Here is a 14,167-nt window from a genome sequence, read left to right on the forward strand (position 1 = left end):
GGCGGCGCTGGCCTTGCTCCGGTCTGCGCCACAGCCCCACCATGGCCCATCCAGAAGGTTCCCTCCGGCATCAGCTGACGGCCAGGCCCTGGAGGTCACGTCCGGATGGCGGTGGTGCACTCGATGTGCCGGACCTCGCGGAAGACCCCGGACGGTTCGAACTCGGCCAGGGCTGCCCGCAGATCCTTCTCGTACGCGTCCTGCCGGGCGCCGAGGACGGCAGGGCTGGTGTAGGAGAAGGAGAATTGCATGCCTACCAGGTCGTCCACCGTGAATTCCAGGGGCTGCTCGAAGGTCGTCGTGGAGAACTTGGAGAAGGTGGAGGCGGACAAGTACTGGTCGAGGGCGTCAGCTGGATGTGTGGCAGGCCCATAGGTCTGCCGGTAACCGGGGCCAAGGTGGCTGGTACCGACTCGCTCGATGACCTCGAGCCAGGTCGGCCGCTCGTACAGAGCAGCCCCGGAGACGAACGCGAGCCCGCCTTCAGGGGCGATGACGTGGTCGAGATCGGCGAGGACCTTTCGCTGGTCCATCCAGTGGATGGCCTTGCCCATGGTGCACAATGCGATCGTCGGCAGCCCCATGCGGTTCAGCATGGTCGAGTCCCCGGCCCGCCAGGCGATGTTCGCCGCGCCCTGCTCGTGGGCGAGCCGCATGCCTTCGGCGAGCATCGCCGGCTCGGGGTCCACGGCGTGTACGACGGCCACGTGCGCAGCCAGGGGCAGCGCGATGGTTCCCGGCCCGCACCCGAGGTCGAGCATGTGCTGGCTTCCATTGAGGCCGAACTGCGTTCGTAAGTGTTGGTAGAGGGCGTCCGGGTAGCCGGGCCGGAATAGGGCGTAGTAGGGGGCGGCGGATGCGAAGGTGCCCATGGGTGTGATCCTCTCGCAGTTCTGCTCGGTTCTCGAGCGGGGCGGCGTCGCCGAATTGGGCCTCTCGGCAAGGCCTGCGCGATCAGGGCGAGGTGGCGATACGAGTCCCGGCCCTTGCCCTTGCCTGGGGGTGTTTCAGACCGGCTGCCCGTTGTTGTCCACCGGGTCTTCGCTGCCCCGGTGGACCACGGGGATGCGGTCAACTGCGGGAGCCTGGACTTGGATTACCAGGTAGGTACTCAGGGCGTCCGGTAGGCGCGCGGTCACCCAGCGGTGTACCCACGCCGCGAGCCACTGGCTGTCTGCGCGAGGATCGAACTCCCCGCCGTCCAGGTACCCCAGCTCTTCCGTGTGAAGCGGCCCGCCGGGTCTGGCGAGTTCGGCGGCGGCCACTCGCAGCTGGTCGGCTCCGTCATCGGTGACGAGGCCGGCCGGTGCGGTCAATTCCAGGGTGATCCGAAAGTCGTGCCCGTGATGCTTGTTGCAGGGGTGCCAGGTGGGGAGTATGGGCAGGGAATGATAAGCGGCGACGACCACTTGATGGCTGAGGGCCAGGGTGCCGGTCCTCATGCTTCTGCTCCCGTAGCCGCGTCCAAGTCCGCCGAAGTCGTTGCTTCACGGGTCTGCTTCAGGTCTTCCACGATGCGCTCGCCAGCGCCGTCGCCGTGATCCCGGTCGTAGCCGCCGGTGTCCAGTTCGGAGCCGGTGATCGAGACGTACAGCGGGCGGCCTCGAAGGTAATTGATGAATAGGTTGCCGAAGATGTCGGCATACGGCAGGTCCGAGGGCGGCGCCTGCCGCACAGAGATCGTCGGCACCTCATCGAGCAGCCGCCGCGCCTCGTCGACATCCAGCTGCCTATCACTGCCATCGGCCTCCACACCCAGCCCGACGGGCCGTGCGTGGTTGTACAGGGCGGCAACAACGGCGGCAGGTTCGAGTCCCGTTATGTCGATGGTGGCCATAGGGGGAGTCTGCCACCGGACTGGCGCGCAGGCTTCGAGTTCGATCAGTTCGGCCGACACCGGCGATGACCGAAGGCGGGCGGAGGCTCAGGCGGCGATCGTCTCGTGGGCCTTGCGTAGCCGCGCGGTGCAGGGGGCGTGTAGCCCCAGGGCTCGCTCGCCGGCAGCCAGGTTCTCCTCCGCCAAGGTCAGGGCCTCGGTCGTGCGGCCGGCGGCGTGCAGGGTGAGCGCGAGATCGGACCGCAGGAGCAGGGTGTGCGGATGATCAGGGCCCAGCTGCTCCTCGCGCATGACGAGCGTCTCGCGGGCCAGTCGCTCGGCTTCCTCGTACTGGCCGCTCTTGCGGAGGGCGACGACGAGGAGGTTGCGGGCGGAGGCGGCGTGGGTGGAGCCGTCCAGGGCCATGACGACGGCACGGGCCAGAGTGTCCGCGTGCGGGGTGCCGGAGGACACTGTCACCCAGGCGCTCGCCAGCAGGGCCCCGCGGGTGACGTCGTGGCCGACTCCGAGCGCGCTCTGGCCGAGGCGGAATGCCTCGCGGGCCAGGGCGTGCGCCTCGATCCAGCGGCCCTGCTCGCCGATGGCCTCGGCTAGGCGAGCCAGAGTGTCGATGGTCTCCGGCGCGCTCGGGCCGAGTGCCTTGCCCCGGCCCGTCAGAGCCCTGCGCAGGTGGTACTCGCCCTCGGCGTACCGTTCGAGGCCGTACAGCGTCAGCGCGAAGCCGTGCAGCACCCGGCAGACGTCTTCGTCGGTGTCCGGGACCGCGGCGAGCGCGGTGACCACGCTGTCGTATAACCGCTCTGATTCGCTGAGCCGGCCCTGGTGTCGGGCTTGTTCGGCCTGCACCAGGATCTCCTCCAGAGGCGGTGTGAGCGTCATCTGCGGTGCTCCTTCGTGAGTGTTTTTTGTGCGGGTTGTGGGGTTCGGGCTGTTTGCCGGTGAGGTTTCAGTTCCCGCGGCCGAGGGGGAGCACGGCGATCGGTGTCCAGGAGATGTCCCAGGAGCTGTGGCCGTCGGCGAGGGGCTGTTGGGTGAACGTCACGTCGAGCAGGTGCAGGCGGGAGATGGTGATCGGGACCCGCCGCGGGGTGATGGCGCGCAGGGTGCTGTTGAGGGGGTCGGAGTCGGCGGTGTCCCAGCTGTACCCGAGCGCCACGTGGGGTCGGCCGCCGTCATGGAGAACGGCGCCGTCTCCGCGTACTTCCCGTACAGCGTCACGGACCAGTGCCCGCACGTTGAGCAGGTCCTGGTCGGGCCAGACGTCGAACAGGGCTCCGGCGCGGTTGCTGTACGGGTGGCCGATCTCGGTGTGGATCGGTTCGGCCGCGGCCAGCTTCTCGCGCAGGGCTTCGACGAGCACCCATCGCTCGGATTCGCCGATCGCGTCGGCGGCGGCATCCGTGACCATCTCGACGGTAACGTGGAGCTGGCCGTGATCGAGTGCGCGGATCGGGTACGGGGTCATCGCCGCGTGGCAGGCGTCCGCGAGGGCGAGGAGCGCAGCGTCGGTGTCCTGGTCGGGCAGTGCGTACACATGCAGCACCCGGTCGCCGCTCCAAGGCCGCCCCTGGAACGAGGGCGTGAACCGCTTCACCGGCCCCCTCCGCTGTCGCCGGCGCCGCGGTCGGACGCCGTGCCGAGCGGGATCGTCGCGATCGTCGTCCAGGAGTACCGGCTGCGCCAGTCCTGGTGCTGGTCCACGAGCGATACCTGCGCGACGGTCATCCGGGCACGCTTGGGTCTCACGTCCTTGACCAGGGTTCTGCGGAAGTCCTCGTCCTGCCACCGGCAGTTCGAGTACGCGAGCGATACATGAGGCCACGGCCGCTGGGGCCGGGACCCGAGGGCGCCGAGGACGCCCTCGGTGGCGTCGCGCAGCGCCCAGTACAGGTCGGAGAGTGCTTCCTCGGGGTAGAGGGAGGCGACGAGGCCGTTGTGGATGGCCTGGGCGGGCCCGACCTCGATATCGAAGGCTGCTGCCATCCCCCTGAGAGCGGCATGCGCGGCGTCGGTGAGCGCCAGGGCCTGCTCGGGTGTGACGGGGCCGATGGACTGGAGGGTGGCGTGCAGCCATTCGACCGGCACGGGCGTCAGCTGCGGATACTCGTCGAGCAGTGGCCGGTGGTCGCGTACGAGGCGGTGGACGTCGTCCTGCCCTTCGAAGGTCAGGTGCCAGTGGGCGCGGTGCTCACCGTCCGGCCAGTGGTGGGTCTCCCAGAAGTCACGCACAGATGTTTCTCCTTGCCTCGGCGGCGGTGGGCCAGAGTTCAGCGGTACGTCCAGGGACGGTCGGTGTTGATCAGATCGGTGTCGAGGGTGATCGCCACGCCGTGGTGATCACTCGCGCCCGACGGTGCGTCGAGCAGACGGTAGGAGATGAGGGCGGGGACCAGTGGGGCGCTCACCCAGATCTGGTCGATCCGGTCAACCGTGCCCGTGGGGCGTAGCAGCGTCTCGTCCTTGGTTCGCTGGTACAGCTCCCAGGCCGCGTCACGAAACCCGTTCGCGTGCAGCTTCCACGCCACCCGCCGGTCCGGCTGCGGGTCTGCCTGGTGTTCGGGGTCGGTGAGCAGGGTGCGGGAGCCGAGGTTGTACGGGCGCATCTGTGCGTAGTTGGGCTGCGGCCCGTCCTGCGGCTGATAGTTGATGTCTCCGCCCAGGAGGGCGTACGGGCCGAGTTTGTAGCTCCGGGAGGCGGCGAAGTCGGCCTCGGTGATCGCCTTGTCCGCGGAGTAGGGCGTGAAGTGAACGGAGGTGACGGCCAGCGGATCCGGCAGGCCGGGGATGTCGAAGCCGGCGGTGCCCATGCCGTGGTGGGTTTCATCGGCCGCGTAGTCGGTGTTCCAGTAGACACGTCGGCCCAGGGTCGCGCGGCGGTAGAGGACGCCGGTGCCCAGTCCGCTTCGGGAGGGGGCGAGTAGCGCGTCCATGTCGAGATCCCGCTCGGCTCGTACGGTCTGGCGGTGGCCGGTCTCGCTCCAGCCCTTCAGCTCCTGCAGCAGCGCGATGTCGGGTCGCGCCGCCGATATGCGCTCGGCGAGGAGCGGCCAGCGGTCGTGGCCGCCCTCGCAGGTGTTCTGAATTAGGACGGTGAACAGCATCCGGTGCTCTCCTGGCAGGTCGTGTCGGCGGTGGCGATATCCGTAGAGGGTCAGCCTTGGTCATCGAGGGCGGGTTGCGGCGGCGTACCGCAGCGGCCCGCCGAAGAGCAGCTGCTCGGACTTCGAGACTTCTGTTGCGCCCGGGGCTGGGTTTCCCAGCTATAGGCGGCTCCGGTTCCGGGTGGGGTCCGTGGTCGTGGGTTTCAGCGGGGGTCCGGGAACGTCGTGCAGGAGATCTCCTGGAGGGGCGTCCGCCGGTCAGGACAGTTCGAGCTGGGTGGGCTGAGTTGCTCTCGGGGGCCGGCTCGCGACACGTACGAGGTGCGCGACGCTGGTGATCTTTTGGCCGACCGCGGCCTCGGTCAGCAGCGTGCGCAGGAGCACCGCGGTCACGGTGACGTCATCCATCGCCCGGTGCCGGTGGGCCGGCTGCGGGATCGCGAAGTGGGCCAGCAGCGCGTCGAGGGAGTAGGAGTCAAGGCCCGGCACGACGTGCTTGGCGAGCAGCAGGGTGTCGACGATCCGCGTCTGGGCCAGCCGCGGGCACGCCTCGCGATAGTTGTAGAGGATGGACCCTTCCGTCGGTGCATGATGCGCGACCAGAAGCAGGGGCAGCTCGGGCAGCGCCTCGTCCAGGGCATGAAGCACCGTGGCTGCGGGCGGCGCCTCGGCGACGTCTCGCATGGTGATGCCGGTCTGCGCGATGCCCAAGGGTGTGATCGGCGCATGTGCCGGAGGGCGGATGAACGAGGTGAACGAGAAGCCGGTACGCACCGGGCCCCGGCCGCGCTCGTGCTTGAGGCCCAGCGCGGCGACTTCGATCGGCTCGGGTGGGGCACCTCTCGGGGTGGTGCCCTCGAAGTCGAGCACCACGAAGTCGGTGTCCTGGAACAGCGGGTCGTCCGCGAGACGCCCACCCTCCGGCGGGGAAGCCGCTGCCGTCACGACAGGCCCCCAGGGCGTGCCGTTTCGGTTGCCAGCGCGTCTTCGAGATCCGCGAGGCTCTCGATCAGACGCCGGATGCTGGTCTGCCGCTCCGACCAGTGCCGTTGAAGGTCTGCCTCCGCCTCGTCGGGCAGGTCGTACTCGGCGGTGGTGGCGCCGTAGAAGCTGAAAAGCATGTACAGCACGGCGATCCGCGCGCAGGCGAGTACGTCGGCAACGGGCAGGGTCGGGTTCTCAGAGGGCGGTACGTAAGCTGATGTCCGGTTCGGTCGTCGCTTGATCGTGTGACTGCGGGGAATCCCGGCCAATCGACGGGCTTGGTCGTGTTGGAGTGGTGTGGTGAGCGACCGCAAGCCCTACAAGAGCGACTTATCCGACGAACGCTGGGCGCTGATCGAGCCGGTACCCACTGCGTGGAAGGCGAAGCATCCCTCCGTCAGTGGTCACCAGGGCAGCTACGAGATGCGGGAGATCGTCAACGCGCTCCTTTACCAGTCCCGGACCGGCTGCCAATGGGACTACCTGCCCCACGACCTGCCGCCGCCCGGCGCGGTGAAGTACTACTTCTACAAATGGCGCGACGACGGTACCGACAAGGTCATCCACGATCTGCTGCGCTGGCAGGTGCGTGAGAGCCGGGGACGATTAGCCGACCCGAGCTTGGTGGTGCTCGACACCCAGAGCCTGCATGCCGCCGCCGGGGTACCCGCGGCCACGACCGGATGGGACGCCGCCAAGAAGGTACCGGGCCGCAAGCGGGGGCTCGCCGTCGATGTGCTGGGCCTGGTGATCGCCGTGGTGGTGCTGGCCGCTTCCGTGCACGACAACGTCTTCGGCACCGCGTTGCTGGACAAGGTCGCAGCAGGGACCTCCACGGTGACGAAGGCCCTGGTGGACCAGGGGTTCAAGAAGAGCGTGGTCGACCACGGCGCCAGCTTGAGCATCGCGGTGGAGATCGTCGAGCGCAACCCGGCCAACCGCAGCTTCGTCCCGCAACCGATCCGCTGGAGAGTCGAGCAGACCAACGGGATCTTGATGCTGCACCGCAGGCTGGTCCGCGACTACGAGCACCGCCCGGTCTCGGCCGAGTCACGGGTGTACTGGGCGATAAGCGACGTAATGGCCCGTCGGCTGACGAGCACCTCCGCCCCGTCCTGGCGCGGCGCGTGAGCGGCGACCCGCAGCAGACCCTCGGCGCCCTGCTGGCCCGCCTGGAGGTCCGCGAGCGGCAGATCGCCGTGGAAGCGGAGGCCGCTCACGAGCAGATCGCGCAACTGACCGCGCTGCTGAACGGACTCGCCCAGGCCGCCGAACACATCACGATCACCCGCAAGACGCTCCTGGAGCTGCCCGACGAAACGGCTCCGGCACCGGCCACACCGACTCCGGCCCTGCCGGACGGCCCCGCGTACCAGCAGATCATGGCCGTGTTCGCCGAAGCCAGCACCCCACTACGGGCGAGGAACGTGTGCGAGGTAATGGATCTGGATCTCCTGCCGAACAACATCAACAACGTCCGCATCAAACTGAAGCGCCTAACCGGGCGTGGAATCCTGGCCGAGACCGAGCCAGGACTGTTCACCAGGCCGCGACCGTAACTGCCCGGACGTCCCCTCCCCTTCGAGGGCCAGCGGGGCTGAGGCCGGTGGGTGCGCTGACCGACTCGTGTGCGCCGTTACGGGCAGCTGGAATGAACCGTAAATCATAGAAATCTTCATTAAGGCCGCACTAGGCTGGCCGCCACCAGAAGATGACGCTTCGCCACATGGACGTCTGCAACGGTCTGCTGCGCCCGGTGCGCCTCGGGCCGACGACGCCCCGACGACCGACTCGACGAGAGGGGACGGGACATGACGCGTTCCCGAAGGCCGGCACGGTTCAGCTTCTTACCGGGAGTTCTGGGCCTGGTGATCCTGTTCGCACTGAGTGGCTGCGCAACCAGCTCCGGCGACTCCGCGCACGCCGCACCCACGAAACCGGCGCTGGACGTCTGCGCTTTGGCGACCGAGGAGGAGGTCGGGGCGGTCCTCGGCCAACCGGCAAAGGGAAGGCGGGATGACAGCGTCCTGCCCGGCCGCACGCAGTGCACCTACGTGAACGCCGCTGCCAAGGGCCGCATCGTCTTCATCGCCCTGCTGCCCTTCGAGGTCAGCCAGCACACCAAGCCCGGCACTCTACCGGTGGCCGGAGTGGGCGACGTGGCTCTGTACGACGAAGCCTCGATCGGTGGCCATCTGTACGTGCGCAAGGGCTCGGTCAACTTCGCCGTCAACTACGCCTTTGATCCCCTTGCCCCGGGAATCCCCGACCAGCACTCCAGTCAGATCCGCGACCACCTCGAAACGCTGGCCCGCGCGATCGTGTCAAGGCTGTGAGCGGCCGCGCCTGCGTCAGCCCACCTCGATGACGGAGAACCGCCCGCCCCAAGGATCGGCGAGCCGGGCCGCCCGGCCGTACGGGGTCTCCTCCAGCCGTCAAGGACTTGCCCGACGGCCTGGCGTACGGTCAGGTCGGCGTCGGTGACGGCGAAGTGCACCTGCCAGTGCGGCCACCCCGGTGCCATGCCGCAGCGGATGCCCGCCACCGGTTCGCCGTCAACCAGCAGGTCGACGGTGCCGCCGCACTCGTGGACGCGCTGTGACACCTCGTCGGCGCTGTCCACGGCGAAGTAGGTGGTCCACCCGGCGGCGGGGGGCTGCCGATACCGGCGACCTTGGCGCCGCTCAGGGTGGCGCGCACGTAGACGCCCAGCCGCGTCGGCCTGAGAGGCGTACTCGTCGATCGGCCGGGAGCCCCCACAGTCACACGATCAGGCGACATAGAAACGAACATCAAGTCACATATCGCCCTCTCAGAACGGTAGGCGGCGACCATCGCCAGGATGCAGTCAGCCCATGGCTCGGAGCTGGCAATGGTGCGTGGGTCGCATGAGGCACGCCCGAGCTCCCAGGCCGGCAGTGCTCTGGCCGCGCGGAAGTCGATGACGGCGGTTACGGCATCGCCCAGGACCAGCTGATTGGTGCGGGTGAAGTCCCCGTGCAGAGCCTGCTCGACCAGCTCCTCAGGCAGAGCGGCCCTCAGCCGGTTGGCATGGGCGTGCAGGTCCTCGCGTCGCTGGGCGATCTGACTGCGTAGCGCTCCGAGATTCTCGCGCTGCTGGTCGCGGGCCGCGTCCAGGACCGTGTCGCACCTAGCCAGTGCGCCCTGGATGGACCCGGTACGCCACCGCGCGTGCTGGCGGAGCCGGGGGAGAGGGTAGGCGGCCAGGACCCGATGCATCCGTCCCAGAACCATGCCGACGTGCTCCGCGCGGGCCACCGTCATCGCGGAGGTGGCGACCGACCCGGGTGCCTCGTCGACCAATGCCCATGGCCTGCCGTCGGTCAGGCTGAGCAGGTTGCCTGCCCGGTCTGGCCATACCCGCGGTACCGGCAGCCGCGCGGCCCGGCAGAACTCCGACATATCCCATGCCGCGCGGGCCGCTTCCAGATCGGCCGTCGCCGGGTACTCCTTGGCGTAGAGCCGCTGGCCGCTGGATGTCACCACGCGCCAGTTGACGGTGTCGGTGCCCATCGGCACTTGCTCGACGGACTCGGCCTCGATGCCGTACCGGTCGGCCAGCACCTCGGCTGTCATCTCGTCCTCCCAGTTCATCTCCTCCATGACAGTCACCGCCCCCTGGACGAGGAGTACATGCGGCCGTGGTTGTAGTGGGCCCGGAGGTTTTCGAGCATGGTGTGGGCCGCGTCGACGGTTTCCACGTCCCGGTGTTCCAGACCCCACTGCAGGGCGCTCACGGCGTCCTGGGCGCCGTAGGCCATACATGCGTGCTGTTCGGCCGGAGTGAGGTCGCGCCCGAAGCCGTCATAGAAGGCGGCGCGGACATTGGGACGGGAGGCGAGGATGCGCAGTTCGAGGCGGGGGAGATCGCGCTTCACGGAGGGTTCGACGCAGGTCCGCTCGAAGTCGATCAGTCGCAAGGTTCGGGTGGTGCTGTCCCACAGCCAGTTCCTGGGCTGGTAGTCGGCGTGGGACACGTGCGCAGGCAGCTCGCCGGGGCGCTCCCGGGTGAGGTCGCGCAGCATCACGCCGACATCGGCCGGCAGGTACAGCGCGGCGTGGTTGAGCATCTTCTCCACGGCCGCCGACCACTCGTCCTCGCCCTCGCCCTCGGCCGAGTGCGAGGCTGTGCCGGTTGGAGCGGAGTGGAGCAGCGCTAGCAAGTAGCCGGCCTGCTGGTATGCCTCCAGCTCCTCCTTGCCGTCCAGAGGGTGGCTGCGGACGCTGCGTCCGGCGACCGGCGTGATCACGATGGCTAGCGCATCGGTGTCGGCCGCGACCAGCGTGGGAGCGCGCCCAGCACCGAGCCAGTGGGTCCACCGCTGGTAGGCCTCAACCTCGCGGCGGTGGCCCTTCGGGCCGGCATGCCTCTTCACGAACCGCCGCTGGCCGTCACTGCCGCGTACTTCCCAGACTCGGGGGCGGTCGGGGCCCGGCCATGAATGCTCGGCGACGAGCTCGAAGGTGCCGGCCACCGTGGTGATCAGGTCTTCGATCCTCGCGGGGATGTCGGTCATGCCGATGCGCCCTTCGATAGGCCGCCCACCCAGGATGATCACATAACGTGATGGGATGGGTGCGCAGTGTTGTCTTGCTGTGTGGGGGAGTAGCTTGCCAAGGGCCACTGACAACGTGGCCGGTCAGCAGTTATGTGACCTGGTGGCCGCCGGTTCCGTGGGAGGCGTCGATTACGCCGAACATCCAGCCGAGGGTGATCAGATGCGGGTCGTGCTCGGCGCCCCAGCGCGCCCGCAGCGCTCGGATCCGTTTCTTCATCCCGGTGTGGGAGAGGCCGCAGTGCTCTGCGATCTCGGCGTACGTGCCGTCCAGGGCGAGCGACCAGAGGATCTTGGTCTCGATGTCGTCGACGCCGCCGGGCGGTGGTGCTGTCGGCTCCGGCCGGGGCAGCTGCTCGGTGACGTAGCACGCGTGGACCAGGGCATGACGGTGGCGTACTCCGGCCCGCCGGTTCCCGTGCGACATCTGGATCGCGACGGTGCCTTCGGACAGGCCGAGTTCGGCAGCCGCCTTGGCGGTGCTCATGCCCTGGGCGAGGGTTCCAGCGATCTTCACTTGCGCCGGGGTCGGATGTGAGGCGGCCGTGGCGGGCCGTGTGGGCATGAGCGGGTCCTTACGTTGCGGCGGCGGTGTGGTGGTGCAGGTTGGGCAGACCCCGGCCGAGGGGGGAACTCTCCCGGCCGGAGTCTGGTCTTGGTGCGGCGGAGATCAGGCGCGGGTGAACCAGCGGGCCTGTTCTGCGTCGGTGACGATGCCGCGGTGGTGGTCGAGTTCGAGCTGCGCGAGGTGGGCGTAGTGCTCGACCACCTCTTTCCCGAACGCCTCCTGGGCGATGGGGCTGTGCCGGAACGCGGAGCGCGCCTGATCGAGGGTGAGGGGCAGGAGAGCCGCGTCGGTGGCCTCGTAGGCGTTGGCCGTGCAGGGTGCCGGCGGGGTGAGCTGCCGCTCGATGCCGTGGATGATCGAAGCGAGCGCGGCGGAGAGAGCCAGGTACGGGTTCGCGTCCGCCCCCGGCACGCGGATCTCCAGGTGCAGGCCCGAGCCGTGGCCGGTGAGCCGCACGGCGCACGTGCGGTTGTCCCACCCCCACGTCATGCGAGTGGGGGCGAAGGAGCCGGGCACGTACCGCTTATAGGAATTGACGTTCGGCGCGTACAGCGGAGCGAGCCCCGGCAGCGCCGTCAGCAGCCCGGCGATTGCCTGCTCGCCGGGCTCGGACAGCCGTCCGGCCGCATCGGAGAGCATGGCATTGCCGCTGCGGGTGAGGGAGACGTGCAGGTGGAGTCCGCTGGCGATGCCGGTCTGGGGCGAGGCCATAAACGTGGCCGTCATGGCGGACCGTCCTGCGAGGGTGCGCACGGCGTGCTTGAAGACGAGGTGGTTGTCGCATGCGGGCAGCGCGGCGCCGTAGGGGAAGGTGACCTCCACCTGGCCCGGGGCGCCCTCGGTCTTGATCGCCTCGACGGGCATGCCCGCCTTGGACAGTGAGCCCTGGAGCCGCCGGAAGAGCCGGTCGGTGTCCGGCGCGTGGTCGAGGGCGTAGTCCAGGTTCTCCTCGGTCACCGGCATGAGTCCGCCCGGGCCGATGCCGGCGGTCGGGGTGTAGGTACCGCGGTAGAGCAAGAACTCGGTCTCCAGGCCGGCCTGGGCGTGCAGCCCGTGGGCGGCCAGCCGGGTCAGCTGGTGACGCAGAATCTCGCGCGGCGCAACCTCGATGGGCTCCTCACCCAGGCCGATCGCGTTGCCGAGGACGAGCGCGGTGCGCGGCATCCACGGCAGGATTCGCAACGTCGAGGGGTCCGGCACGACCGTCATGTCCTCGTACCCGCTCGCCCAGGAGGTGAGGGCGAATCCGTCGGCGGGCGTCATGTCGACGTCGGTGGCCAGGAGGTAGGCGCACATCTCCGCACCGCCGTCGAGTACCCGGTCGAGGAAGTGCCGCGCCCCGTACCGTTTGCCCTTCAGGCGGCCCTGCAGGTCCGGCACGGCCAGGAGGACGGTGTCGATCACGCCAGCTGCGACGGCCTTGCGCAGCTCGTCGACGCTGAACGCCCGCGCCGGCCGCCACAGGGCGGTCGAGGCAGTATCGGCATCACGCTGCGACGGGCTGCTCGGGCGCGGCGTGGCTCCGGTCTGGGTGGACAGAGCGGTCATCACACGACCTCTTCCTGGATCCTGGCCATGCCCGAGCCCGCGTCGGCTGCCGCGGTCGGCACCTTGTAGTCCCGTCCCGCAACACGCCACCACACGGTGGCCAGGGCGAGGACGACCAGCAGGGCGATGGGTGCGTAGTTGAACGTGGTCACGGAGACGAGACCGGACTCGGGCCGGGACTGGGGGAGGCAGAACAGCACGGTCACGAAGACCACCCAGGCCACGGCGACTATGCCGACGGGCACACCCCACCGGCCCAGGTTCCAGGGGCCGGGCTGGAAGCGGTGGCGGTTGCGGATCCGCAGATAGATCGGGATGGCGTAGGCGGGAGTGATCCCGATGACGTTGATCGCGGTGACGGCGGCGTACGCGGTCGGGCTGTACAGCGATGGCAGCGCCAGGACCGCGGCCACCGCGACCGACAGCCACACCGCGCGGGTCGGGGTGCCGGTACGGGCGTCGACGTGACGCCACAGCCGCGATCCGGGAAGGGCGCCGTCCCGGGAGAAGGCGAACACCATACGGCTGGCGGCGGCCGTCTCGGCGTTGCCGCAGAACAGCTGCGCGACGATCACCACCAGCAGCAGGGCCTTCGCGCCGGCGACGCCAAGGGCGTCGAGGAAGATCTGCGCCGGCGGCACCCCGGTGGCGCTGGCCTGGGTGGCGGCGTAGTCCTGGATGGCGAAGGTCAGTCCGGCCAGCAGCACGAACCCCGCGAGCCACGACCAGCCGATCGCCCGCATGATTCCGCGGGAGGCAGAGATCTGGGCGTTGGTGGTCTCCTCCGACAGGTGCGCGGAGGCGTCGTACCCGCTGAAGGTGTACTGGGCGAGCAACAGCCCGATCAGCACCACGTACAGCGAACCGGACCAGCCGGTGTTGTTGACGAACTCCCCGAAGACGAAGGACGGCGACTGGTGGTGCGACGGCACGATCGCCAGCGCGCCGACGATCACGGCGACCCCGCCCAGGTGCCACCACACGCTGATCGAGTTCAAGATGCTCACCAGCCGGACACCGAAGAGGTTGAGGGTGGCGTGCAGTGCGAGGATGCAGAAGTAGATCGCCATGATCTTGCCCGGCGTCGGGACGAACCCGAACTGCAGGTTCAGGAAGGCGCCGGTGAACAGCGCGGCACCGTAGTCGATGCCGGCGATCGCACCGAGCAGGCCCAGCAGGTTGAGCCAGCCGGTGTACCAGCCCCACTTGCGGCCGCCGAGCTGCTCGGCCTGGTAGTAGAGGGCTCCCGAGGTGGGGTACGCGGAGGTGACCTCAGCGAGGCCGGCTCCCACGAGCATCACCATGGCGCCGACGCCGACCCAGCCCCACAGCATCACGGCGGGGCCCCCGGTCGCGAGCCCGAAGCCGTACAGGGTCATGCAGCCGCTCAGCACGGAGATCACCGAGAAGCTGATGGCGAAGTTGCCGAACGGTCCCATGCGGCGGGCCAGCACCGGCTCGTAGCCCAGTTCCCGAAGGAACGCATCATCTGCCTGGGCTCCCGGCGCGGGGCGAGTCGGGCGTGTTCGTAACACTGGACATCCTCCATGGA

Annotated in this window: 17 protein-coding genes; 3 read left to right on the forward strand and 14 right to left on the reverse strand. The window is 68.9% G+C overall.

Translation table 11 applies throughout. The features are described 5' to 3' along the window. Positions 1 to 95 precede the first annotated feature (95 nt). The 9 genes from OG332_RS37505 to OG332_RS37545 form a co-directional block, all read right to left on the reverse strand. Positions 96 to 872 carry a class I SAM-dependent methyltransferase gene (locus OG332_RS37505; RefSeq protein ID WP_327417604.1) on the reverse strand — a complete coding sequence of 259 codons (777 nt, stop codon included), beginning with the start codon at positions 870 to 872 and terminating at the stop codon, positions 96 to 98. 135 nt (positions 873 to 1,007) lie between these two features. Further along, entirely contained in the window at positions 1,008 to 1,442 is a 435-nt protein-coding gene (locus OG332_RS37510; RefSeq protein WP_327417605.1) for a hypothetical protein, read from the reverse strand. Continuing rightward, entirely contained in the window at positions 1,439 to 1,837 is a 399-nt protein-coding gene (locus OG332_RS37515) for a hypothetical protein (RefSeq protein ID WP_327417606.1), read from the reverse strand. The genes OG332_RS37510 and OG332_RS37515 overlap by 4 nt, the downstream gene beginning before the upstream one ends. Before the next feature lie 87 nt (positions 1,838 to 1,924). After that, entirely contained in the window at positions 1,925 to 2,716 is a 792-nt protein-coding gene (locus OG332_RS37520) for a tetratricopeptide repeat protein (RefSeq protein WP_327417607.1), read from the reverse strand. 67 nt (positions 2,717 to 2,783) lie between these two features. After that, positions 2,784 to 3,431 carry a 2'-5' RNA ligase family protein gene (locus OG332_RS37525; RefSeq protein ID WP_327417608.1) on the reverse strand — a complete coding sequence of 216 codons (648 nt, stop codon included), beginning with the start codon at positions 3,429 to 3,431 and terminating at the stop codon, positions 2,784 to 2,786. Then, positions 3,428 to 4,066 carry a 2'-5' RNA ligase family protein gene (locus OG332_RS37530; RefSeq protein WP_327417609.1) on the reverse strand — a complete coding sequence of 213 codons (639 nt, stop codon included), beginning with the start codon at positions 4,064 to 4,066 and terminating at the stop codon, positions 3,428 to 3,430. The genes OG332_RS37525 and OG332_RS37530 overlap by 4 nt, the downstream gene beginning before the upstream one ends. Positions 4,067 to 4,104: 38 nt before the next feature. Continuing rightward, positions 4,105 to 4,938, reverse strand: a complete 834-nt coding sequence (locus OG332_RS37535; RefSeq protein WP_327417610.1) for an endonuclease/exonuclease/phosphatase family protein — start codon at positions 4,936 to 4,938, stop codon at positions 4,105 to 4,107. A 258-nt stretch (positions 4,939 to 5,196) separates the two neighbouring features. After that, on the reverse strand, positions 5,197 to 5,883 hold the full coding sequence (locus OG332_RS37540) for a 3'-5' exonuclease (protein ID WP_327417611.1): 687 nt from the start codon (positions 5,881 to 5,883) through the stop codon (positions 5,197 to 5,199). Then, positions 5,880 to 6,191, reverse strand: a complete 312-nt coding sequence (locus tag OG332_RS37545) for a hypothetical protein (protein ID WP_327417612.1) — start codon at positions 6,189 to 6,191, stop codon at positions 5,880 to 5,882. Before OG332_RS37545 ends, OG332_RS37540 begins: the two co-directional genes overlap by 4 nt. 31 nt (positions 6,192 to 6,222) lie before the next feature. Here OG332_RS37545 and OG332_RS37550 point away from each other — a divergent pair, with 31 nt between their 5' ends. The 3 genes from OG332_RS37550 (at position 6,223) to OG332_RS37560 (ending at position 8,258) form a co-directional block, all read left to right on the forward strand. Then, positions 6,223 to 7,053 (forward strand): IS5 family transposase, encoded by an 831-nt coding sequence (locus tag OG332_RS37550; protein WP_267757399.1) that lies wholly within the window; start codon positions 6,223 to 6,225, stop codon positions 7,051 to 7,053. Beyond that, positions 7,050 to 7,481 carry a hypothetical protein gene (locus OG332_RS37555; RefSeq protein ID WP_327417613.1) on the forward strand — a complete coding sequence of 144 codons (432 nt, stop codon included), beginning with the start codon at positions 7,050 to 7,052 and terminating at the stop codon, positions 7,479 to 7,481. The genes OG332_RS37550 and OG332_RS37555 overlap by 4 nt, the downstream gene beginning before the upstream one ends. 309 nt (positions 7,482 to 7,790) lie before the next feature. Then, complete coding sequence (locus OG332_RS37560; protein WP_267757397.1) at positions 7,791 to 8,258, forward strand: hypothetical protein; 468 nt, start codon at positions 7,791 to 7,793, stop codon at positions 8,256 to 8,258. 130 nt (positions 8,259 to 8,388) lie between these two features. Here the strand turns inward: OG332_RS37560 and OG332_RS37565 are convergent, their stop codons facing one another. From OG332_RS37565 to OG332_RS37585, 5 genes are all read right to left on the reverse strand, one after another. Further along, entirely contained in the window at positions 8,389 to 9,546 is a 1,158-nt protein-coding gene (locus tag OG332_RS37565; RefSeq protein WP_327417614.1) for a phosphotransferase enzyme family protein, read from the reverse strand. Positions 9,547 to 9,551: 5 nt separating this feature from the next. Then, positions 9,552 to 10,460, reverse strand: a complete 909-nt coding sequence (locus OG332_RS37570; RefSeq protein WP_327417615.1) for an aminoglycoside phosphotransferase family protein — start codon at positions 10,458 to 10,460, stop codon at positions 9,552 to 9,554. A 130-nt stretch (positions 10,461 to 10,590) separates the two neighbouring features. Beyond that, positions 10,591 to 11,064 (reverse strand): LuxR C-terminal-related transcriptional regulator, encoded by a 474-nt coding sequence (locus OG332_RS37575; protein ID WP_327417616.1) that lies wholly within the window; start codon positions 11,062 to 11,064, stop codon positions 10,591 to 10,593. Positions 11,065 to 11,169: 105 nt separating this feature from the next. Continuing rightward, a complete protein-coding gene (locus tag OG332_RS37580; protein ID WP_327417617.1) occupies positions 11,170 to 12,615 on the reverse strand; it encodes a glutamine synthetase family protein in 1,446 nt (481 codons plus the stop codon). Next, positions 12,615 to 14,150: an amino acid permease gene (locus OG332_RS37585; protein WP_327417618.1), complete on the reverse strand. Its 1,536-nt coding sequence runs from the start codon at positions 14,148 to 14,150 to the stop codon at positions 12,615 to 12,617. The genes OG332_RS37580 and OG332_RS37585 overlap by 1 nt, the downstream gene beginning before the upstream one ends. Between the last annotated feature and the right edge of the window lie 17 nt (positions 14,151 to 14,167).

Origin of the sequence: Streptomyces sp. NBC_01233 (assembly GCF_035989305.1) — a bacterium.
Lineage (GTDB): Bacteria > Actinomycetota > Actinomycetes > Streptomycetales > Streptomycetaceae > Streptomyces.

Coding starts and splice junctions, on each gene's coding strand:
- OG332_RS37535 (WP_327417610.1), bottom strand. CDS start 4,938: ATGCTGTTCACCGTCCTAATTCAGAACACCTGCGAGGGCGGCCACGAC.
- OG332_RS37510 (WP_327417605.1), bottom strand. CDS start 1,442: ATGAGGACCGGCACCCTGGCCCTCAGCCATCAAGTGGTCGTCGCCGCT.
- OG332_RS37505 (WP_327417604.1), bottom strand. CDS start 872: ATGGGCACCTTCGCATCCGCCGCCCCCTACTACGCCCTATTCCGGCCC.
- OG332_RS37570 (WP_327417615.1), bottom strand. CDS start 10,460: ATGACCGACATCCCCGCGAGGATCGAAGACCTGATCACCACGGTGGCC.
- OG332_RS37575 (WP_327417616.1), bottom strand. CDS start 11,064: ATGCCCACACGGCCCGCCACGGCCGCCTCACATCCGACCCCGGCGCAA.
- OG332_RS37520 (WP_327417607.1), bottom strand. CDS start 2,716: ATGACGCTCACACCGCCTCTGGAGGAGATCCTGGTGCAGGCCGAACAA.
- OG332_RS37515 (WP_327417606.1), bottom strand. CDS start 1,837: ATGGCCACCATCGACATAACGGGACTCGAACCTGCCGCCGTTGTTGCC.
- OG332_RS37565 (WP_327417614.1), bottom strand. CDS start 9,546: ATGGAGGAGATGAACTGGGAGGACGAGATGACAGCCGAGGTGCTGGCC.
- OG332_RS37580 (WP_327417617.1), bottom strand. CDS start 12,615: ATGACCGCTCTGTCCACCCAGACCGGAGCCACGCCGCGCCCGAGCAGC.